Origin of the sequence: Streptococcus suis, from assembly GCF_029616525.1 — a bacterium.
Classification (GTDB): domain Bacteria; phylum Bacillota; class Bacilli; order Lactobacillales; family Streptococcaceae; genus Streptococcus; species Streptococcus suis_AF.
Map to the genome: position 1 here is coordinate 1 of NZ_JANFME010000002.1, position 22,707 is coordinate 22,707.

General features: G+C 41.9%; 21 protein-coding genes and 2 pseudogenes. All 23 read right to left on the bottom strand.

Annotation, left to right across the window (positions count from 1 at the left end):
• Positions 1–221: 221 nt before the first annotated feature.
• The 23 genes and pseudogenes from greA to mraY all read right to left on the bottom strand — a co-directional run bounded on the left by greA (position 222) and on the right by mraY (position 22,707).
• Positions 222–704, bottom strand: a complete 483-nt coding sequence (greA, locus tag NOL38_RS00885; RefSeq protein WP_002938298.1) for a transcription elongation factor GreA — start codon at positions 702–704, stop codon at positions 222–224.
• A gap of 73 nt (positions 705–777) precedes the next feature.
• Positions 778–2,595, bottom strand: coding sequence for an endolytic transglycosylase MltG (gene mltG / locus NOL38_RS00890; RefSeq protein ID WP_277941106.1), 1,818 nt, complete (start codon positions 2,593–2,595; stop codon positions 778–780).
• Positions 2,596–2,666: 71 nt separating this feature from the next.
• Positions 2,667–3,152 carry a GNAT family N-acetyltransferase gene (locus NOL38_RS00895; RefSeq protein ID WP_277941107.1) on the bottom strand — a complete coding sequence of 162 codons (486 nt, stop codon included), beginning with the start codon at positions 3,150–3,152 and terminating at the stop codon, positions 2,667–2,669.
• A 55-nt stretch (positions 3,153–3,207) separates the two neighbouring features.
• Positions 3,208–4,539: a UDP-N-acetylmuramate--L-alanine ligase gene (gene murC, locus NOL38_RS00900; protein ID WP_024385912.1), complete on the bottom strand. Its 1,332-nt coding sequence runs from the start codon at positions 4,537–4,539 to the stop codon at positions 3,208–3,210.
• 1 nt (position 4,540) lies between these two features.
• A complete protein-coding gene (gene zapJ, locus NOL38_RS00905; protein WP_277941108.1) occupies positions 4,541–5,203 on the bottom strand; it encodes a divisome accessory protein ZapJ in 663 nt (220 codons plus the stop codon).
• 78 nt (positions 5,204–5,281) lie between these two features.
• A complete protein-coding gene (locus NOL38_RS00910; protein WP_277941109.1) occupies positions 5,282–8,374 on the bottom strand; it encodes a pilus expression-regulating Snf2 family helicase in 3,093 nt (1,030 codons plus the stop codon).
• 201 nt (positions 8,375–8,575) lie between these two features.
• On the bottom strand, positions 8,576–8,821 hold the full coding sequence (locus NOL38_RS00915) for a hypothetical protein (RefSeq protein ID WP_277941110.1): 246 nt from the start codon (positions 8,819–8,821) through the stop codon (positions 8,576–8,578).
• A gap of 1 nt (position 8,822) precedes the next feature.
• Complete coding sequence (locus NOL38_RS10460) at positions 8,823–9,161, bottom strand: MFS transporter (protein WP_341829385.1); 339 nt, start codon at positions 9,159–9,161, stop codon at positions 8,823–8,825.
• Between the two features lie 67 nt (positions 9,162–9,228).
• On the bottom strand, positions 9,229–10,539 hold the full coding sequence (gene der / locus NOL38_RS00920) for a ribosome biogenesis GTPase Der (RefSeq protein WP_044684118.1): 1,311 nt from the start codon (positions 10,537–10,539) through the stop codon (positions 9,229–9,231).
• An 18-nt stretch (positions 10,540–10,557) separates the two neighbouring features.
• Positions 10,558–11,271 (bottom strand): annotated as a pseudogene (locus tag NOL38_RS00925) (NADPH-dependent oxidoreductase).
• Positions 11,268–12,167: a primosomal protein DnaI gene (gene dnaI, locus NOL38_RS00930; protein WP_277941111.1), complete on the bottom strand. Its 900-nt coding sequence runs from the start codon at positions 12,165–12,167 to the stop codon at positions 11,268–11,270. The pseudogene NOL38_RS00925 and the gene dnaI overlap by 4 nt, the downstream one beginning before the upstream one ends.
• Complete coding sequence (locus NOL38_RS00935; RefSeq protein ID WP_277941112.1) at positions 12,167–13,318, bottom strand: replication initiation and membrane attachment family protein; 1,152 nt, start codon at positions 13,316–13,318, stop codon at positions 12,167–12,169. Before NOL38_RS00935 ends, dnaI begins: the two co-directional genes overlap by 1 nt.
• The gene (gene nrdR / locus NOL38_RS00940) at positions 13,305–13,796 is read right to left on the bottom strand and encodes a transcriptional regulator NrdR (RefSeq protein WP_002938341.1); all 492 of its coding nucleotides are present in this window, start codon (positions 13,794–13,796) and stop codon (positions 13,305–13,307) included. Before nrdR ends, NOL38_RS00935 begins: the two co-directional genes overlap by 14 nt.
• A 71-nt stretch (positions 13,797–13,867) precedes the next feature.
• Positions 13,868–14,998: an AI-2E family transporter gene (locus tag NOL38_RS00945; protein ID WP_002942701.1), complete on the bottom strand. Its 1,131-nt coding sequence runs from the start codon at positions 14,996–14,998 to the stop codon at positions 13,868–13,870.
• 89 nt (positions 14,999–15,087) lie between these two features.
• Complete coding sequence (locus NOL38_RS00950) at positions 15,088–15,777, bottom strand: response regulator transcription factor (RefSeq protein WP_012027645.1); 690 nt, start codon at positions 15,775–15,777, stop codon at positions 15,088–15,090.
• A gap of 81 nt (positions 15,778–15,858) precedes the next feature.
• Complete coding sequence (gene gnd, locus NOL38_RS00955; RefSeq protein ID WP_202054745.1) at positions 15,859–17,286, bottom strand: NADP-dependent phosphogluconate dehydrogenase; 1,428 nt, start codon at positions 17,284–17,286, stop codon at positions 15,859–15,861.
• Between the two features lie 96 nt (positions 17,287–17,382).
• Positions 17,383–17,922: a YceD family protein gene (locus NOL38_RS00960; protein ID WP_044692167.1), complete on the bottom strand. Its 540-nt coding sequence runs from the start codon at positions 17,920–17,922 to the stop codon at positions 17,383–17,385.
• A gap of 9 nt (positions 17,923–17,931) precedes the next feature.
• Complete coding sequence (trxB, locus tag NOL38_RS00965; RefSeq protein ID WP_174854778.1) at positions 17,932–18,849, bottom strand: thioredoxin-disulfide reductase; 918 nt, start codon at positions 18,847–18,849, stop codon at positions 17,932–17,934.
• Between the two features lie 13 nt (positions 18,850–18,862).
• Complete coding sequence (locus NOL38_RS00970; RefSeq protein ID WP_002936682.1) at positions 18,863–19,087, bottom strand: DUF4059 family protein; 225 nt, start codon at positions 19,085–19,087, stop codon at positions 18,863–18,865.
• 17 nt (positions 19,088–19,104) lie between these two features.
• Positions 19,105–20,448, bottom strand: a complete 1,344-nt coding sequence (locus NOL38_RS00975) for a DEAD/DEAH box helicase (protein WP_002936685.1) — start codon at positions 20,446–20,448, stop codon at positions 19,105–19,107.
• 79 nt (positions 20,449–20,527) lie between these two features.
• A complete protein-coding gene (locus NOL38_RS00980) occupies positions 20,528–20,860 on the bottom strand; it encodes a PTS lactose transporter subunit IIB (protein ID WP_277941113.1) in 333 nt (110 codons plus the stop codon).
• A gap of 237 nt (positions 20,861–21,097) precedes the next feature.
• Positions 21,098–21,625: pseudogene (locus NOL38_RS00985) on the bottom strand (hypothetical protein); the annotation flags it as partial.
• 83 nt (positions 21,626–21,708) lie between these two features.
• Positions 21,709–22,707 carry a phospho-N-acetylmuramoyl-pentapeptide-transferase gene (gene mraY, locus NOL38_RS00990; RefSeq protein ID WP_277941114.1) on the bottom strand — a complete coding sequence of 333 codons (999 nt, stop codon included), beginning with the start codon at positions 22,705–22,707 and terminating at the stop codon, positions 21,709–21,711.

Below are 22,707 nucleotides of genomic sequence, written 5' to 3' on the forward strand. Positions count from 1 at the left end.
TTAAAAAACGGATTTTGATTGCTTTGAACATAAAGAAAGAGAGAACGAAGTTCGTCATCTCTAGGTGTTAGCTTTTCATCTACCCACTACAGTTGACAAAGAGCCGACAGTTTTAGGTTGGAGATGAAGCTAACTCTGTTCGCCTCAGTGCTCATCGAAGGAATCAAAGATATACTAAACGACTATACAAAAAGAGAGAATCTTTCGACTCTCTCCACACCTTATTTCGTTTTTTCAACCTTCAAGATTTTTACATCATAGCTACCAGCAGGTGTTTCAATTGTTGCAACATCTCCTGTTTTTTTACCAATCAAAGCATGGCCAATTGGGCTTTCATTTGAAATCTTGTTTGCAAAGGCATCTGCACCTGCAGCACCAACGATATGATAGACTTCTTCCTCGGTCTCACCAACTTCTTGAACAGTCACAGTCTTACCAATTGCCACTTCATCCGCAGCAACTGCATCACTGTTTACGATTTCAGCATAGCGAATTTTTGTTTCGATTGTTGAGATTTGACCTTCAACAAAAGCCTGTTCATCTTTAGCTGCTTCGTACTCAGAGTTTTCTGAAAGGTCTCCGTAAGAACGAGCAATTTTAATACGTTCAACAATTTCTGGTCGACGAACTAGCTTTAGTTCCTCTAATTCTTTTTCTAGTTTTTCCTTTTCTTCCAAGGTCATTGGATATGTTTTTTCTGCCATTTGTCTTTCCTTTTCTTTTATTTTTCATGAAAACAAAATTATGTGGAAAACCACATAATTTTGTTGTAAAAATTTACTCATTATTAAGATGTGCATTTACATACTTAGCAACGTTTTGATTATGTTCATCAATATTATTTGTAAAGTAAACATTTCCAGTTGTAACATCTGCTACAAAGTAAAGATAGTCTGTCGTGTTGGCATTAATCACTGCCTCGATAGCCGAAAGGCTTGGACTATCCACTGGTCCAGGCATCAATCCTGGTGTCCAATAAATGTTGTATGGTGACTCAATTGATGTATCAATCGCTGCATCTTCTGCTAGAGTTGTTTCTTGACCAAGTTTACCCTGAGCATACAAGATTGCAATATTGGATTGTAGAGGCATTGCTGCATTCAAGCGGTTAAAGAAGACACTTGCAATGTTTCGACGATCTTCATCAGTAGAACCTTCTTTTTCAACCAAAGATGCCAAGGTAAGAACTTCATTTACAGTCAAATTCTTAGCAGCAATCGTTTCATAATATGGTTGTAAACGATTATCCATCGCGGCAATCATTTGCTCAACGAGCTCTTCGATAGTTGTTTCATCGCTGTATTCATAAACCGCTGGGAAGAGGTAACCTTCCAACTGATAAATAACTCCACTATCAGCAGCTGGTAAGCTGGCAAACAATTTTGGATAAGTAGCAACCATTCGATTAATAAAATCTTGGTTGGTCACAGTAGCCATAAATTGTTCTGTGGTAAATGGTGTTTTATCATTTTTATCTTCTGTCTTGGTATTATCTGTAATAGCCTGAGCAATTTGTGTCAGTGTATACCCTTCAACAATCAAAATCTTACCTGCGGCTTCTTTTTGAGCTGTCGGAGTGCCACTTTCTTGAAGTGCTTTGGCGATGTCATCCACAGACATATTTTGTTTTAAATTATAAAAACCACTTTGGAAATTATTATAGCTCTTAATTTTAGAGTAGTAATTAAAAATAGTAGCATTCTTAATCAACTTGTTATCAACTAAAATTTTACCAATTTCTAACGTTGAAGACCCTTCTGGAATCTCTACCTGAATAGCTTCTGTAGCTTTGGTATTGACTGGTTCCAGACTAGATTTTACCCACATATAGCCAGTAAGACCTGTCACTAGAACTGCCACTACAATAATCGACATGATAACAGAGACAATGCGTTTAGCGGCTTTATCCTGTTTTTGGCGACGTTGCTTGTTTGCTCTGTGCGACGATGATCGTCTAGACTGTGTTGGTTGCATCTGCTCTTCTGTCGCTGCAACTGGAGCTACTGACTTCGTTGCCACAATTGTTTCTTCCAGTGAGATAACCTCTGTATCACCCGTTACAGCTGATACATCTTCCGTTGGAAATTCCAAAAATGTATCTTCCAAAGAAGACTTCTCTGAAAGGACAGGCTCAACTGGTTCGGAAACCAATGAGCTTGATGGAGCCTCATCAAATTCTACAGTATTAGCAGCTACAAGGTTTCGTAGCTCTTCCAAGTTCCGCTCCACCGTATCTTGAGGAACCGGACTTGAAATGACTTCTTTTTCAATCACAAAAGTCTCTGGAGTTGCCAAAGTTTCTGATGTTGGCTCTTCAATACTTTCCGTCATAACTTCTGATTCTTGCTGTTCTTCTGGCAAGTATGAATCAGGGAAAGCAATACCTTCTACTTTTACAATTTCAGTCTCTCTATGGGGGGCTTTTTCTTCGGCAAGACTAGGCTGGAGCTCGTTGATAATTTCGTTACGCTTATCAACAAGAACATCCGCTGATTGTTCCGCCAAACGTTTCACCTTCAATTCTTCCAAATCTCGTAAAATTTGATCGCGGAAGCTTGAAGACTGCGTGTTTTTTTCATTCGTATCCTTTGTCACGCTGTTACTCCTTTCACACAGTTACTATACATTATATCTTAAAGGCTTATGAATTGCAAGAACTTCCCTTTCTACAAGGCTTTCCAATACATATCACTCCACATTTGTCCTCCAAATTGCGACAAGGAGGGGCCAAAGTCTTCAAACTGGTTCATTTCATAGTAGCCAATCAAATACTCCTTACAGGTCAGGGAAACTCCTTCAAATCCTCCCGCTGAAGCCACTTCTTTTATGGCTGCCAACAAAAGAGTCCCCACTCCCTGTCCCTTATAGGTATCCGCTACGGATAGACTGGCAATAGCTAGGTGACTGCCTGTCGGCATGTCACTCTCTGTCAAGTAAAAAATATCGTCTGTAACAGTCTGCGAAACAGAGGGACAGGATAATAAATATCCTGCTATTTCCCCATCGTGTTCCATTATTAAACAGGTTTTACTCAAAGCATTCAGATAAATTGCAAGAACAGACTCAGCTATCCGTTCTTCTTTAGAAAAATTGGCATTTTCAATCAAAACAACTTGTTCTAAATCCGAAGGAGTAGCAAAACGAATTTCCATAATTTTCTCCCTTATATAGCGGAAAAACAGGGGCCATAGGCCTCCGTCTTTCTTTTTATTGGACGTTATTTGTGAGATTTGACAAGAGTCTTTCGAAGGAGTATTCATAGGACTGAATATCACCAGCTCCCATAAATACATATACTGCATTGTCATGGTCTAAAAGTGGTGAAGTGTTTTCAACTGTAACAAGTCCACCTTTTTTGTTGATTTTAGCCGCCAAATCTTCTACCTTAACCTGACCATTGTCTGTTTCACGCGCTGAGCCATAAATTTGAGCAAGGTAAACTGCATCTGCTCCATTCAAAGCATCTGCAAACTCATCGAGAAGCGCAATGGTACGAGTGAATGTATGTGGTTGGAAAATGGCTACCAACTCCTTGCTAGGATACTTCTGACGTGCCGCATCAATAGTTGCAATGATTTCCGTTGGATGGTGAGCAAAGTCATCAATGATAACAGTATCATTGACAATTTTCTCCGTAAAGCGACGTTTGACACCTCCAAATGTCTTCAAATGTTCTGCAACCAGTTGCAAATCAAATCCAGCAATATAGAGATTAGCAATAACAGCTGTTGCATTCATCACATTATGCTTACCAAAGGTTGGAATTTGGAATTCTCCCAACTCTTCTTCACCATGGCGAACTTTGAATTGTGAACCACTTGTAGAAGGCTTCAAGTCATAGGCAACAAAATCGTTGTTTTCCTCAAAACCATAGTAATAAATTGGAGCATTTGCCGTGATACGACGAAGTTGCTCATCTTCACCGAAAACGAAGAGAGCTTTTTTTACTTGCTTCGCATAATCATTGAAAGCATTGAAAACATCCTCCAGACTAGTGAAATAATCTGGATGGTCAAAATCAATATTGGTAATGATGCTGTATTCAGGATGGTATGGGGCAAAGTGACGTTCGTATTCATCGGATTCGAACACAAAATACTGAGCATTTGCCGAACCGCGACCAGTACCATCACCAATCAAGAAGGAAGTATCTGTGATATTGCGCATAACATGTGCCAATAATCCCGTTGTAGAGGTCTTACCATGGGCACCAGCAACACCGAGGCTCGTAAAACCTTTCATAAATTCACCTAGAAATTCATGGTAACGTTTGTAGGTATAGCCCTGGGCATCAGCATAAGCGATTTCCACATTGTTATCTGGACGAAAAGCATTACCAGCAATCAATTCAACATCTGCTGTAATATTTTTCTCATCAAACGGTAAAATCTGAATCCCAGCTTGTTCAAGCCCGCGTTGTGTAAAGTAGTATTTCTCTACATCACTACCTTGAACCTTATGCCCCATTTGATGCAACATAAGAGCAAGTGCGCTCATACCTGATCCCTTAATTCCGATAAAATGATAGGTTTTTGTCATGTTATTCCTCTTCTATATGTGTCAAATTCAATTCTTGTGCCACTTGGCGATCTCGTTGTTGTCTGCGCTCAGGATAATTGTAAACCTGACTCTTTCTTAAAAAGTCATACGAATTTTTCTTTATAACCTGCTCCTGTTCTCTATCTTCTTTCTTCAAAGAATAGACAGCTGGCATATCAGCGAGAATATAGTCTGTCTGACGTAAGTTGTCCGCCAAACGTGTCAACCGACCTGCCTTAGATTCAGTTGTTGAAACGACAGGAGGTTTCACCACAACTTTAGCTGGCGCTGGTTTTTCATCTCTTAAGTAGGTTGCTGATCGTTTTTTCTTCAAGTCTTCTCTAGCCTGTTCGCGAGCCAACTGCCCCTGTGTTTTCACTGGAGAAGGCTTCGTTTTAGTCAGTTGCTGAAGGCGTTCCTTGCGAGAATAATGGCTTGGCTTAGCTTCAAACAGAGGAGGCAGAAGCTCATCTTCCGTTTGTGCTACTGGTTTTGCCGACGCAACTCGCTGTGAATCGGTAGACCAGCTAAATTCCTTTTCTTGATAGGGTCCCCTGATATTGCTAATCAGGTCGCTCTCATCATATAAACTCATAATTGGATTTTCTCCAACTAGTATCTCATCATCTGCGACTAGTGGAAATCTTTTTTCATGTCTAATCATAAGTCATCCTTTCGAACCCTTATTATACCATACTTAGGCCTTATTTCCTAATTCTACGCTGAGTCAACTGATTCCATATCACTCAATCCCTAAAATCTCACGAATATCCTCAACCGTCAAATTCGCTCGGCTTTCATTGCCATCAAGGACTGTTTTGACAAGGTTCTTTTTATTTTCTTGCAATTCTTGAATCTTCTCTTCGATTGTCCCTCTAGTAATCAGGCGATAGCATTCAACCTTTTCAGTCTGCCCCATGCGATGAGCCCTACTGATAGCCTGAGCTTCCACGGCAGGATTCCACCAAAGGTCGACTAGGATGACTGTGTCTGCACCTGTCAAATTCAAGCCAACGCCACCTGCTTTCAAGGAAATGAGAAAGGCATCTCGACTTCCTGCATTGAAGGCCTGTGTCATTTCTTGACGTTGGTTAGCAGGGGTTGAACCAGTCAGAGTATAGGATGTCATCCCAATTTCTACCAGCTGTTCTTCTATTTTTTCCAGCATATTTCTGAATTGAGAAAATATCAAGACCCTGTGTTCACCTTCTTTTAGCTGCAAGAGTAATTCTTTCAAACTATTAAGTTTGCCACTCTCACCACTAAACTCTTCCATGAAAAGGCTGGGGGTATCGCAGATTTGACGTAAGCGAGTAATTCCTGATAGGATTTCTATCTTGCTACGATTGATTTGAGCATCATCTGCGCCAGCTATTTGAGTCCGCATTTGTTGAAGCTGAGCTAGGTAGATGGCTTTTTGTTCATCTGTCAGTTCATTAAGTACATTGACCTCTATCAAATCAGGCAATTCCTGAAGAACGTCTTCCTTATGACGTCTGAGAACGAAGGGTTGAATGGTCCGCGCAATGTCCTTGGCTGCTAATTTACCGAAGTCTTGTTTGCCTGGCAATAAACCTGGTAAGACAATTTGGAAAATGGACCAGAGTTCCGTCAAATGGTTTTCAATCGGCGTACCTGAGAGGACAAAGCAATTCCCAACCTCAAACTCACGCAGAAGCTGTGCAATCTTAGATTGGGCATTCTTCATGACCTGCGCCTCATCTAAAATGAGGTAGTCAAAGCGTTCCTGTCTATAGAGTGCAACATCCTGTCTGAAGGATGGATAGGAGGTAACTAAGACTTGGTGACCATTGGCAATGATTTCTTCACGCTGTTCCTTGTTTCCATGGACAACAGCCACATCTAAACTTGGAGCAAACCGCTTACACTCATCTAACCAGTTATAAATCAAGCTAGACGGTGCCAATATTAAAACTTTGGAATCTTTTGTCATCCGACTGGACAGAAAGGCGATAGTTTGCAAGGTCTTTCCAAGCCCCATGTCGTCAGCTAAAATTCCACCAAAACCATACGTATCCAGCATAGTCAACCACTTAAGCCCTGTCTGCTGATAATCCCTAAGTGACGTTGTTACTTCCACAGCAGGAAGCGGGAACAAATCCGGCTGAGCTAGATAGCTTGCCATTTCCTCAAATTCCTTGGAGAAACTGACTTGGTTGAATTGTGACAAGGATTGAGCCAATTGGTAACCGGCAAGAGCATGGACTTGTACCTGCCCCTCCTTACCATGACGGGCCCGCAGATAGATTAGGGTTTGACTGATTTTCTTGGTTTCCTCATCAAAAACAAATACCTTACCACTCGGGCTAGTATAGTGATCCTCTTGATTCAGCAAGGCTGTAATCGCCTGATTGATTTCAGATTGTTCAATACCTGATAAGTCAAACGAAATATCCAAAAGTGATCCGTTACGCACAATTTCTAATTGTGGTTTGGCTTCAATATATAAAGCCTGGAGCTTTTCTACTAGATGAACCTGCCCCATTTTTTGTAATATAGGCAATTGTTGTTGGAAAAATGGATAGATCTCCTGCTGACTAAGAGCCGCTCTCTGAGCATGATATGTTCCCCTAAAGCCAGCTAAACGAATAGCCTGATAGACCCTCTCCAAATGTTGGAAATGGCTGGCAAAAGGCAGGAGAGCCAAATCTTCTTCACTCCTTACCTTACGTCCATCAAAATCCAAAACCAATTGGAGTGATAAACTTTCATTTGCCTCCATCTGAATATGAAATTCTGGCTTGAAATCATGAATGATGAAGCGTTTAGGTGCCTTAACAGTCCCAATTGTCTGCAAATCCAGCAAGCTTAAAGCCAGACGATTTTGGTCAGGGAAATCCACCTGCACTTTTCTCAAACCTGATTCAGTTGGAACAAGTTCGGAAATTTGGTAAATCAGATGTTCTTGATGGCGATTGACACTATAAACCGTGCCATTTACTAAGAGATAGCGCCCATGAAAAAGAGGTCGGACTGTTTTTTCGTGAATAACCATTTCAATCATCTGCGTGTGAACGGTCACCTCAAAATGATAGAGCCCTTCCTCCCCTGTCAACGGAAGAACCATCAAGGAGGAATAGGACTGCTGTTGATAGGAAAAGTTAAAATGTTCTAGCTGATTTAACAGCTCCAACCCCTCCTCAAAATAGGCTTGTGGCAGACGAAAATGTCGTCCAAAATGAGTAAGAATATCCGAATCTATACCAACTTTCTCTGGTACCAAGGCCCAGAGAAAATCCAGGAGAGCCTGACTTGGTTCATCAAAATTTTCATAAGTAACTTGCTCATAATAATTTTTACCTATCTGATAGTGACCGTTGGCTTTCACAATGCGCAAAAAAGCTCCGATGTCCCGCACAATGTACGAACGTGTATCTGGCAAGCGGGTAATTTTCAAGGTCCAATCTATCTGACGATCATAGGGCAATAAGCTCCCTTCAACTGACAACTGATACTTAAGCCCCAGTTCAGGTTCTGGCCGCAAAATTTCATCTAAAAAGAGACCGCCAAAATAAGTCCGACGGACGGTTTCCTTATGTTGTTCACCATCTTCTTTCAAAGACTGCTTCATATCCTTGCCTGAGGCATCATTTTTTAAAAAATACTCCGTGGCAGCCAGGTGTTGACAGTAGCCTTTGCTTTGAAATAACTGGCAACTACACTGTAAATCGCTATCTGCATCGCCGTAAGTAAAGCGCTCACCAGCAATATCCAGCACCATCTTTCCATTCTCACTATGAAGAACAGTCAGTTTTCCAGCCTCGTACAAATCAATTCCTTCTTGGCGAATCCGCCCTGGCATCATGCGACCCATTCTAACTCCTTTATCCTTCAACCAATCATCAGCTCTTCTGTAAAATATATCTAAAATATTATCTTTTCATTATAGCATATTTTCAATTTGAATTGTTTAAATAGGTATCAAAAAACACCAGCTGGTAAACTGGTGTCTCTAATGAATAGCTAAATAATAAATCGTTGCTTGCCACATTTTTAAGATTGTTTTTCCGCTTTTTCAAAGCCAAAATAGGGCAAATAGCAGGAAAACAACTGCCACTACTACGTTAATCAAGCCTTTTCCATCCAAGAAAAACTTGAAAAAGAAGACGGTCACACAAGTGAGCAAGGCAAGGAGTAAGACATGAATCAGAACTCCCAACCAACCTAGCCAGTAGCGAATTCCAAAGGGAGGGTGTTTCTTTTCATCGAAGTCTGCTAGACCAGTCAAAAACTCAACTAGCAACTCACCAAAAAATTCCATACTAGACTTCCTTTCTCAGCTGTCGGTAATATTTGGTTCGTCGAATCATCATCTTGATAGCCTTAAAGGAAAGTAAGGTTAGCATACTAGCCACGAATAGACAAAAAAGGAATATCACAACCAATGGCTGTTTATACTGATTATAGACCATAATTGAACCACCAGTAAAGGCGATAAAATAGGATACCAAAGTCACCAAATTGAGCCAGATGCAAGCCACCAGTCCTAGCCAATAACGAAAGCCGAAAGGCTTATACTGACTGTCTTCATAAAATACAAGAAAAAATGATGAAAAAGAAAGCAATATCAAAAAAGAACGCCAAATCGGAACCGCTACCATACCAACACCTCCAAGTCCATTCTAGCATATTTACGAATAGGTGCAAAGAAAAAAGAGGTTGCCCTCTTTATTTCCGTTTCCGTGCAATCAGATGAATCGGTGTTCCTTCAAATACAAAGGCCTTGCGGATTTGATTTTCCAAGAAACGCATATAGGAGAAGTGCATGAGCTCTTCTTCGTTGACAAAGACCACAAAGGTCGGTGGTTTGGTCGCAACCTGAGTCGCATAGAAAATCTTGAGACGTTTCCCCTTGTCAGTCGGTGTTGGATTGATGGCAATCGCATCCATGATGACATCGTTGAGAACAGCCGATGGAATACGGGTATTCTGGCTTTCACTGATGGCCTTGATCATCTCAGGCAACTTATGCAAGCGTTGTTTGGTCAAGGCTGATACAAAGATAATCGGTGCGTAAGACAAGTATTGGAACTGGTCACGAATATCGTCTTCCCACTGCTTCATGGTATGGTTGTCTTTTTCAAGCGTATCCCACTTGTTGACCACGATAATCATTCCCTTACCAGCTTCATGGGCAAAGCCTGCAATGCGTTTGTCGTACTCACGAATGCCTTCTTCGGCGTTGATAACCATCAATATGACATCCGAGCGTTCAATGGCACGCATGGCACGCATAACAGAGTATTTCTCCGTATTTTCATAGACCTTACCAGACTTGCGCATCCCTGCGGTATCAATCATGGTAAATTCTTGACCCTCTGGGTCTGTAAAGTGCGTATCAATGGCATCACGAGTCGTTCCAGCAACAGGCGACGCAATCACGCGCTCTTCACCCAAAATAGCGTTAATCAAACTTGATTTACCAACGTTTGGACGACCAATCAAGCTGAACTTGATAATATCTGGATTTTCTTCTGCTTCTTGGACTGGCAGATTTTCAATGATAGCGTCCAAGACATCCCCTGTACCGATACCATGCACAGATGATACTGGATAGGGATCCCCAAGACCAAGCGAATAGAAATCGTAGATGTCGTTCCGCATTTCAGGGTTATCGACTTTATTGACAACCAAAATGACTGGTTTGTTGGTCTTATACAGGATACGCGATACATATTCATCGGCATCTGTCACACCTTCTTTGCCTGATACAACAAAGACGATAACGTCCGCTTCATCCATGGCAATCTCAGCCTGATGCTTGATTTGTTCCATGAAAGGTGCATCCACATCATCGATCCCACCTGTATCAATTAAGGAAAACTTACGGTTAAGCCACTCACCAGTAGCATAAATACGGTCGCGGGTCACACCTTCCACGTCTTCTACGATAGAAATACGTTCCCCCGCAATACGGTTAAATAGTGTTGATTTTCCAACATTGGGACGTCCAACGATGGCGATAGTTGGTAGAGCCATAGCTCCTCCTCTTCTAGTTTACAATAATTTATTTTTTTCTAATACAGCCCTGGTTTCAGGCTGCTCTGGCTGACCAAACTGGGCAACCATACGCTCCGACCAGGTTTCTGTCTAGCGGGCACCTGCATAGTCTGTCTGGACTTGGTCGTAGGCTTGGATGACTTCCACGCCTTGCTCCACATATTCTTCCTGAAAGACAATGGCTTCGCTTTCCAAACGTGGTTTAACAGGATGGTTTTGGGCTGGTCGACCCAGGGCAATGCAGAAAATTGGATAGGTATAATCTGGCAAGTTGAACAGCTCTGCTACTGCCAAGGCCTTATGGCGAATCATACCGATAAAGACGCCACCGTAACCTAAGCTTTCCGCTGCCAAGAGGGCATTTTGCCCTGCTAGGCTCGCATCAACAGAAGAAATCAGGAGATTCTCTGTTCCTTTGGCATCAAAGTCTGAACCATGGAGTTGAGCCGCCTTGCTGGCACGATTATGGTCGCCCACAAAAACCAGAATAGCCTGAGCCTGTAAAATAGCTGGCTGGGGCACAAAATCATAGAGAGCCTGTTTTTTCTCCTCCGACTGCACCACAATGATGGAATAAGACTGGAAATTCTTCCAGCTAGACGCAGCTCGCCCTGCTGAAATAATAGCTTGCAAATGTTCCGCCTCAATTGGCTCCTCAGTAAAACGACGGACGGAAGTATGGTTCAGCATCAAATCAATGGTTTCATTCATCGGCGGTTATTTCCTTTCAAATGCAAATCGCGAGCCAGATAGCGAATCCGCTCCATAACCCGTTTGGCCTGCCAGGTCTCATCACCAGACTTGCCAGAGGCGAAATGACGCTCCAAATCATCAAAGGAGAAATTGGAGGTAAAGAAGGTCGGCAGATTTTCCTGCATGCGGTATTGAAGAATGACCTGCAATACATCGTCACGTACCCACGGACTATGTTGCTCCGCTCCGATGTCATCTAGCACCAAGACCTGAGCCATCTTGATTTCATCAATTCGCTCCTTGACAGAACCATCTTTGATGGCATTTTTTATGTCTACCACAAAGGTTGGATAATGGAGCATGGTGGTTGATTGAAGATGGGTCTTGGACAAAAGGTTGGCTAAATAAGCCATCAAATAACTTTTTCCAATACCGAAATTGCCATAGATGTAGAGCCCTTTTGGTTTTTCCTCAAATCGTTTGACAAAATCTGCAATAGCCAGCATGACTTCTACACGATTTTCATCGCTCTTATCAATATCCGCCACGGTTACATTCTTCAAACTCGCAGGCATATTGATGAGCTGGATACGGTTCTTGATAGCTTCCAAACGACGGTATTCGACCAATTCTTTTGTCTCAAGATAGGAAACATCCGCATAGCCCTCATTCATAACCAAAACAGGTTGATACCCCTTGGCAATATAGGATTCATCCTGCTTGACAAAGAGGTCACGCTGACTGATATATTCCAAAAACTTAGAAATGGAGAGGGTGATTTCCTGCTGGGTCAAACCCTCTTTTTTGATAAAAGCAGCGACTTCAGGATCGCTCACGATCTCCTGATAGAGTTGCTGATAAGATTTTGGACTTGGATTGGTTGTTTGCGACAACCTGTCTTGAACTGATTTCATCAGCTACCTCCTTTGTTTTCCATTTCTTCTAATTCACGATAAAGAGCCGCCAACTTGGCTTGACCTTCCTGCGTTTGTCCTTGCTGAACCTCTTCCTTACTCCACTCAGGCACATTGCTTTTCTGTGGCTGGCTCGACTTGGTAACAACTTGACCTGTCTTCAACTCTCTTAGGTAAAGAACAGCTGCCTCTGCACTGCCAATTCCCTTGTAGGAAAAATCATTGCCCAGCTTCATAGCGTATTTTTCATTTAGATTGGCTGAGTCCACCTTGTTAAAGGTATAGAGGACCAAGACATTGATAACTTCGTCAAGCAGACCCAAATTGGCCAAATCCGTCAAGCATTTTCGTTCTGTTCCTGTCACCGCTGCCTTGCGTTGCTCCTTGATAAAGGACAGGAAGGTTAGGCTGGATTTTGATTTCGCTTCACGAACAATAGCTTGTTCTTGGGCAGTGAGGTTGGCGCTTTCTGTTGGCAATGACTGACGTGACTGCTGCAAGCGTTTGGTCGAGATCGTCTGTCCAATAGCTGTTGCTTTAGCCTGCCGATAGGTTTCCAACCAGGTCCACCCTGCCTGCTCTGCTATGTAACTAAGCGCAATAACATCCTCAGCTTCATCCTGAAAAAGAAGCTTATCTTTAGCCATTAATGCCTTGAAGGCAGACCAGTCAAAATCATGTTTCGATTCAAAAACAACTGGAGCCTGCCCATCCATGGTAAAGACCTGAGAAAATGTTTTTGAAATATTTTGTTCTTGATTGGGTTGGTGAACAAGCAGATTCTCCATGCTTGACTCTCCAATCTTCCTTGCCAACAAGTTCTTATACAAGGGTTTCGCTAAAAAACTCTTTACGGTCAGAGGGGCTTGTAGCGCCAAACCTGTTAATTCATCTGCACGATAGAGTTCTAGGAGCCCCATGGCAGTCAGAACATCCAGAGCCTTCTCCAAACGATTCATCCCAAAATCCATGTGATTGAGAATGACAGTCCATTTGTAACGTCCTTGCCCTTGATCGGCAAAACTATAAAAGTAATAATAAAGCGCTAATGCATCAAAACCGATAATCGGCTGGTAGCATTGGCTAAGACTGACAATATCAGGTGTAAACGGGCTGATTTTTATATAGGCAAATAAATCATTTGGTTTCATCTTTTTTTCCCGGTTTTACCTTACTTCCTTTGGAGATCATCTGCTTAAGCAAATTTTCTAGCTCTCCAACATCTTTGAAAGAACGATAAACCGATGCAAAACGCACATAGGTGATTTCATCCAATTCGACCAATTCTTCCATTACCAAATTCCCAATGACATCGGATTCTATTTCACTATCACCTTGTGCTCGAACCTTCTGTTCAATCCGATTCACCACTTCATCAATATCATCGGTTGACACAGGGCGCTTTTGAGCAGAGCGAATAATCCCATTGAAAATCTTTTCACGTGAAAACTGCTCTCTAGTTCCGTCTTTTTTCACAACGACTAGAGTTTTCTCTTCAATCCGTTCATAGGTGGTAAAACGTTGACCACATTGGTCGCAGGAACGACGACGACGGATGGTATTGCCATCTTCAGCCTGACGACTATCAATGACACTTGATTTCAAACTCTGACATTTTGGACAACGCATACTCTTTCTCCTACATAAACTTTATCACTTCAGTATAGCATAAAAATGACAAAAATAAAAGAAAGCGAGAATTACTCACTTTCTACCAATAATTCATCTTGCTTTTTCAATCGACTGGCAACCCATTCACGAACCAGGCGGTAGACAACCGCAAAAATTGGGGTAAAGAAGACCATACCAAGTAGGCCAAACAAATTACCACCAATCAAGGCTGCAGCCAGGGTAAATAGGGTCGGAAGACCAACTGATTGACCAACCACGCGCGGGTAAATCACATTCCCTTCAATCAACTGAAGAATCTGGAAGAGTACGATAGACCAGAGTGCCAAGAGCGGATTTTGTACCGCCACAAAGAGTGCACTAATCAAACACGCTGAAAAGGGACCGATATAAGGTACAAATGATAGGACCCCAGCCAAAATACCAGCCATGCTGGCATAAGGAATTCCTGAGAGCGAATAACTAACAAAGACAAGTGTCCCAATGATACACGCCTCAACAATCTGACTCATCAAGAATCGGTCATAGGTATCAACAATAACTTCTCCAATATAGTTCACTACTCTGACAGCCTTCTCCGGCAAGGTAGCCTGCAAGAACTTTCTCGTCATCGCCTGCAAGTGTTCCTTGCTCCCTAAAATCGCTAGAGTGAAGAAGAAAGCCATTATCAACGTCATAGTGTTCGAAAAAATCCCCGTCACATTGGACACCAAGCCAGATAAAATCGGTGTGACCAAACTTGAAATAAGTGTTAAATTCTTCAACTGATCCAAAAAGCTGGCAATCTGGTCTCCGATTTGTCCCGACAAAAGACCATTTGATTCAAGAAAATTAGTTAGAGCATTTACCGATTTTGGAATGGCTGTGCTGCTAACCGAAACCAGTTCTGAAACAGTCGTCACCAATGTAGGAAGAACAATCACCACCAGTCCTGTCACAATTAAAGCAAATCCAATTAATACTCCAACAATTGCCAAAGACCGCTTGGATTTCTTTAAAAAAGAAATTTTTTCAAACTGATCTTCTAATTTTTTCATGGGAACATTGAGAATAAAGGCAAAAATAGCTCCAATAAAAAGCGAATTCATACTACCTAATAATTGTTGAATAGCTCCATAAATACTAGACCAGTTGAGAACAGCTAACAATGTCGCTCCAGATAAGAGTATCAATATGACTTTTTCTTTAAATGATGTATTCATAACTTTTCCATTCTTACTTATTGGCTATTATTTTATCACACGCTTATAGAAAAAGAAAGAGGGAAAGCTTCCCTCCTCTCTACTCTAAATCAATCGCGCATGGCATATCCGACACCACGAACTGTTTTTATATATGAATCTTGATGTGGCAAATCCAGTTTACCACGTAGATAGCGAATATATACATCGACGACATTGGTCTCAGAAGCCGCTTCATATTTCCAAACACGCTCAAGAAGTTGTTCTCGACTAACAGGCTCTGGGCTATTCATTAAGGTCGCCAACAGATCATACTCTCGGCGGGTCAAATTAATCAATTCATCACCTCGAGTCACTGTTCGATTTTGAAAATCAACCTTCAAATCACGATAGGCCGCATGCATGTGAACCTGTTTACAGTTATTGTCAATAAAATCACGACCACGAAAAATCGCAGAGATTTGCTCCACTAAATCACTGATGACAAAGGGCTTCACTACGTAGGAAACAGCATAAGAGAGGACTTCTTCCCCATATTGACTAACTTCTGTCGGCTCAACTACCACAATCATGACCGTGGCTGGTTTTATCGCTAATAGTTCTGTAGCCAATTCCTTGCTGGACATGTCTGAAAGCTGAAAACTCATCAGAATCAAGTCAAAATCCGTTTCATGTGCCAAGGACATAGCCTCTTTCCCTGTCGATGCATAATCAACAAGATAGTCTTTTTTCTGCAATTCCATGGAAACAAAATGCGAGAGATTGCGTTCTTTACCAGCAATCAAAATTTTCTTAGCCATTGTCCATCCTTTTCTATTCTTTCAAATGGTGTAGGAATCGTATTATGACTAGAAAGAAGGGCGCTTCCACGCCCATCTTTTCTATTTTGATTCGCTATACCAGTCGTAATGGAAGATTCCTTCTTTATCTTTACGGTTATAAGTGTGAGCACCAAAGTAGTCACGTTGTGCTTGAATCAAGTTCGCTGGCAAGTTTTCAGCACGGTAGCTATCGAAGTAGGTAATAGCTGCTGAGAATGTTGGTACAGGAACTCCTGATTGAACTGCCAAGGCAACAACATCACGAACTGCCTGTTGATACTTAGCTGTTACATCAAGGAAGTACTCATCCAAGAGCAAGTTTGCCAAGTCTTCATCACGTCCGTAGGCATCTGTGATTTTTTGCAAGAAGCGAGCGCGGATGATACAACCTGCACGCCAGATTTTTGCGATTTCACCAAATGGCAAGTTCCAGTTGTTTTCTTTTGATGCTACGCGCAACTGTGCAAAACCTTGTGCATAAGACATGATTTTTGAGAAGTACAATGCTTGACGGATTTTTTCTACCAATTCAGCCTTGTCGCCTTCGTATGCAAACGGAGCTGGTTTTGGAAGGACCTTGCTTGCTGCCACACGCTCATCTTTGTAGGTTGAGATATAACGAGCAAATACAGATTCTGTAATCAATGACAATGGCACACCCAAGTCAAGTGATGATTGACTTGTCCATTTACCAGTTCCCTTGTTACCAGCCGCATCCAAAATGTAATCAACGATTGGTCCATCTTGACCTTGATCATCCTTACGCTTCAAGATATCAGCCGTGATTTCAATCAAGTAGCTATCCAATTCGCCTTTGTTCCACTCAGTAAAGATGTCAGCCATTTCATCCACTGATAAACCGAGTAAGTGTTGCATGAGGTCATAAGACTCCGCAATCAATTGCATGTCGCCATACTCGATACCGTTGTGTACCATTTTTACGTAGTGACCAGCTCCATCTGGACCGATATAAGTCACACATGGTGCCCCATCTTCTGGTGCTTTTGCTGAAATTTCTTCCAAGACATCTGCAACCAATTCGTAAGCCTCTTTTTGACCACCAGGCATGATAGATGGACCTTCAAGGGCTCCTTTTTCACCACCAGATACACCTGTACCGATGAAGTTAATACCTGAGTTTGCCAATTCTTTTGAACGACGGATAGTGTCTTCGTAGAAAGTATTACCACCATCGATCAAAATGTCACCTTCATCCAAGTGTGGCAAGAGCGCTTGAATGGTTGCATCTGTACCAGGACCAGCTTGGACCATAAGCATGATGCGACGTGGTTTTTCGATAGATGCCACAAAGCTTTCCACATCGTAACTTGGTACCAAGTTTTTACCTGGGTTGCTTGCAACAACATCTTCTGTTTTATCAGCAGAGCGGTTGTAAATAGCTACTGAGTAGCCACGTGATTCAACGTTAAGCGCAAGGTTGCGGCCCATAACGGCCATCCCTACAACACCAAAATTTGCTTTAGTCATTTGTTTACTCCTCTAATTTGTATCTCTTTTATTATACACCGAAAGCTTAAAATTGACAAGAATTTTCAGATAATTTAACTATCTTGCCAATCTGAGTTAGTCCTCATCTCCAAATAACCCTTGTAATTGGGCAAAAGGACTATTGGCCTCTTTTTTCTCTTGAGCTTTTTGTTGAAAATCTTCTTCAGTCATTAAAGCCCAAGCTTGACCAGATGGTAGTTCCTGTCCAGCTTCTTCTTCAGGTGTCAAGACTTTGATTGGTATAGCCAGTAAAATATTATCTGCTACACTCTCATCAAGGACAATGTGGTCATCTTCTACTACCAGTACCATATCCTCATCAATCAAATCTTGTTCTTTAAGAACTGCTTCATTGGCAACAAAGAGTTCATTGACGTTTTGGACCTCATGCAAAACAACTGGTTGCAAAGAACGACTGGATGCCAAGGTAATATCATAAGTCATCTGATAGTCCAAGAAAAAGAAGCCTGACTCAAATCGAACATTACCAGATACTTGTACAGGTGACAATCCTAGAACTTCACCATTTCGAGCTTGCAATTCTTCCTGTAAATCCAAGGTTTTATCAAAGGAGATTCCATCTGGATTTTTCTGAATATCGTAAATATGAAACATTGTATTCCCCTATTCAGCTAGTTCTGTGATGTAGTTATAGACTTCTTGTCCAGCAACCGCTCCATTTCCAACAGCCGTCGCAATCTGACGCAGTTGATTTTGGCGAATGTCACCGATGGCATAGATGCCTGATCGAGTCGTTTCCATCTTTTCATTAGTGATAACCCAACCAGCTTCGTCTGTAATTCCTAGGTCCGCAACTGTATCAGTCATCGGATCCAGACCGACATAGATAAAAACACCTCCGAAATCAAGTTCACTGACTTCTTCAGTTTTCACATTTTTGATAACCACGCTTTGTACACGTAAGTCATCGCCCTTGATTTCTTCGACTACACTATCCCAGATGAAGTTAATTTTTTCATTGGCAAAGGCGCGATCTTGGATGACTTTTTGAGCACGAAGTTGGTCACGGCGGTGAACAATTGTCACAGACTCCGCAAATTGCGTCAAAAAGAGAGCTTCTTCAACCGCAGAATCTCCACCACCGACAACCAAGAGTTTTTGTCCACGGAAGAAGGCACCGTCACAGACTGCACAATATGAGACACCACGGCTATTGTAAGTATCCTCACCTGGAATACCTAACAAACGGTGTTTTGCCCCCATGGCTAGAACGACTGTCTTTGTCTCCAAAACACCATCCTCAGTAATCACTTTCTTAATTTGTCCTTCTTCCTCAATACGGACTAGGGTGCCAAAAATATGGTCCACACCGAATTTTTCCAAGGGTTCAAACATTTTTTCAGCCAAGGCTGGACCTGAAATATGGTCATAGCCTGGATAGTTTTCAATTTCCGCAGTATTATTCATCTGACCACCATAAATACCACGTTCCAAAAGAGCTACCTTTAAATTGCTACGCCCTGCATAAAGAGCTGCAGTCATCCCCGCAGGACCCGCACCAATTACAACTGTATCGTACATATACTTTTTCCTTCTACGCTTTAAACATTAATAAGATTCCCACTACTCCAAAGGCTGCAATGGGGATTGTCATCACATTAATCATCAACAAATCAAACAAGAAATCTTGTCGTTCTTGCAAGGTTTTATCCACACCCTTTGTCGCACGCCAGATGAACCAGACCAGACTAGAAGTGATAATCAACAAGGAAGCTATTAGCAATCCTTGTAAATAAAAACTTAGAATGTTTTGTAACATCTTTTTCCTCGATTACTTTAAAAGGTTTGACGCTTGGCTTTACGTTCTGCACGACCCTTTGCACGCGCTTCAACTCGCTTGGTCTTGCGACGTTTTTCATCAACAGCCCATTGAATTTTCTTCTTGTAGCCTGGTTTGACTTTTTTCTTTTTCTTCTTGACCAAGCCAATCATTTCCAAATCTAGTTTTTCACGAGATTTTTCACGGTTAGCACGGCGGTCACGGTCGTAGGTATCGACAAATTCGCCATTTTTCATTTCTTTTGGCAAGAATTTGATATTGAGTTTTTCTAGCTCTCGAATATCTGCATCATCGCTTGGCTGATAAAGGGTAATGGCAATGCCTGATAAACCATTACGACCTGTGCGCCCCACACGGTGGACAAAGAAGGAAAGGTCTTGAGGAATTGCATCATTGATGACATGACTGACGCCCTCAATATCAATCCCACGTGCTGCTAAATCCGTTGCAACAATGTATTGATAGTCCAAGTTCTTCACCTGGTTCATCATCCGCTTGCGCTCACGTGGAGGAATATCCCCATGAATCTTTGCGACACGAAGACCATTCGCAGTCAAATAGCTATGCAATTCATCTGCACGTGTCTTTGTATTGACAAAAATCATGGCCAAGTAAGGTTGCATGAGCTTGGTTACTTCCAAGATTTGAGCATTACGGTCACGCCCCTTGGTTGAAATCAGCCAGTTTTCAATGGTATCTGAAATGACCGTATGGGTCTTGATTTGTTCCATGACTGGATTGGACAAGTATTTTTTCAAAAACGGTTGGAGTTTCTGCGGAATGGTCGCTGAAAAGACCATAAATTGTAAGTCTTTTGGCAGGCTGCCAGCAATCTTATCAACTGTTTCCAAAAAGCCCATGTCCAAGGTCATATCTGCCTCATCCACCACAAAGGTTTTGGCTTTATGGATAGCAAGGTCACCTGATTTGACCAAATCATAGATACGCCCTGGTGTCCCAACAACAATGTGAGGCTGACTAGCTTGAAGCTTGTCAATTTGACGGTTCTTATCCGTACCGCCAACATAATTGGTCACACGAACTTCGATGTCCGAATGACTTGCCAACTGGCGTGCCGCTTGATAAATCTGAGTAGCCAGTTCACGAGATGGGGCTGTAATAACAGCCTGAACTTGGTCCAATTCCTCACTTAATTTTTGGAAAATAGGGATCAAGAAGGTATGGGTCTTACCCGAACCTGTTTTTGATTCCCCTATCAAGTCTCGCCCTGACAAAACAACAGGAATCAATTTCTCCTGAACTTCTGTCGGTTGGACAAAGTTAATTTCTTTCAAAGCCTCCTGAATATAAGGCTTGAGTTTCATATCTGTAAATTTCATAGTTCCCTCTTTAGTTGTACTGCTCTCTATTATAGCACGATTTAGGTGGACAAGCAAAAAGGACGGATACCCGCCCTAATCAACTCTCGCTTGCTTCAGTAAATTCTGCCTCAATAATTCCAAGTTCCTTCTCTTCTTCCAAACTTGCTTTAAAGGCCTCAGTGAGTTCTAATTCGCCATCAAAATCACCATTTATTTTTTTCACAAATGTGTCTGCCAACATCCCTCCCATGGGCTGGAAGGTAAAATAGGTCAAACCTCCTGAAATCAGACCACCCAAAATAGGAACTGCATTGGCAATGGTCTTTTCAACAGTCTTTTTGGTAATTTTCACACCAATCACTGCGGCTACCTTTTTCACCAAGGGATGGGAGCGGGAAAGAACTCGACTGGTCAAAAAAAGAGTTCCCATCACTTCCAAAAAGTAGGTTCGGGCTAAAGTAGTCCACTGGACTATTTTACTCCCACCCCCGTACAGCTCCAACTGTCTGGAAGACAGTTGGAGGTTGGAAATAAGGCGAACTCTGTTCGCAACAGTCGTAGAGGTCAGATTTGGAGTGTAAGACACGAACAAATCTGCCAATCAACCACTGCGCTGAGATGTTGACACGAACCCTGAGAAGCGAGGTTGGGCTTTTTGCCCAGCCTACAAAGCCTGCATAGCTACTTTTTTACCGATATTAGCTCCGACAGTCTTGGATACTTTATTGAGAAGAACTGCTGAACCACCTGCTCCAAACATGACACCAATGTAGGCAATAATGCGGATTTGAACCTCTTCTGAAATTTCCTTCCCTTCACCAACAAATAATTCATCTTCACCAAAAAGATAAGCGATTTGTTGCGACAAATTCAAGGCAAAACCAAAATACTGAGCTATATCAGCAGTACCTGCCGCCACCGCTGTAAATGGATTCCCCGGTAAACCAGCTGCGAAAGAAATCAAAGATGTTTTCGTAGTCATATCATTAATGATTTTTTCAGCTTCCTTACGCAAAGCTTTTGTAGTGAAGACCGCCGTTGGTCCATCCGCAATAATTTTATCTAGATAGGGACTATCTTTAAAACGAGTCTTCAAAAATTCTTCCCGATTGACTTTAACCATAGGAAGTTGACTAGCAGCTGTCATGGTTTGAATAACCACTCCATATAACTGTTCTTGATTGAATTGTTCCATTTTTATCCTCCACCAATTCTCTCTATCCCCCCCGACCATATTTGTCAAGGTAAAAAAACAGCATTTCTGCTGTTTCTGAAAATCTATAGATAAAGAATAGCCAGGGTAATCAAGCTCATGACAAGTCCAACTGACCATAAAAAGAAGTCAACCTGCCATTCACTCCATTTTTCAGACTTACCAGTCAAACCACCTAATTCTAAATGGTGGTGGAAAGGAGTCATTCGGAAGATACGACGACCTTCTCCAAAGCGTTTTTTGGTGTATTTGAAATATGAAACCTGCAACATAACAGATGATGTTTCAATAACATAGACCAGACCGATTAGAAGAAGAGTCCATTCTTGACGGAGGGCAATGGAAATAGTCGCTAGCATGCCACCAAGTGCCAAACTTCCCACATCACCCATGAAAATCTTGGCTGGTTTACGGTTATAGACGAAGAAACCGAGCAAACCACCAATCATGGTTACACAGACCAGAAGAATATCAAATTTCTGCTCATTGTAAGCAATGACTGAGTAAGCTAACAAGCTGATAACAACTGAGATAGAAGCCAAACCATCAATGCCATCAGTCAAATTGACTGCATTAGAAAAACCGACTAACCAGAACAAAACAAATGGTAGATAGAGTACTCCTAGATTGATAATATGCCCAAAAACATTAAGTTCACCACCACCTGAACCTCGTACATGGACAAAGTAGAAAACTAGTCCACCCAAGATTTGCAAGGCTAGCTTTTGTTTGGGATTGAGTCCCTCATTGATTTTACGGAAAATTTTCAAGAAATCATCCAAAAATCCAACTAGTCCATAAAGGGCTAGTATGAAGAGAATGGCTAAGACGCCACCCGTTAGCATTTTCAAACTAGCCGCAAAGAGGAAGCTAACAATAATCGCTACTACCAGAAAGACAGTTCCACCCATGGTTGGGGTTCCGGCCTTAAACTGGTGTTGCTTCACATCCTCATGCATCTGCTGACCTTCGATGCGTTTGGCTTGATAAAAGGTAATAAAACGTGGTATCAGGATAACCGTTACTATAAAAGCAACTACTCCCGATAAAATTGTAAATTGCAT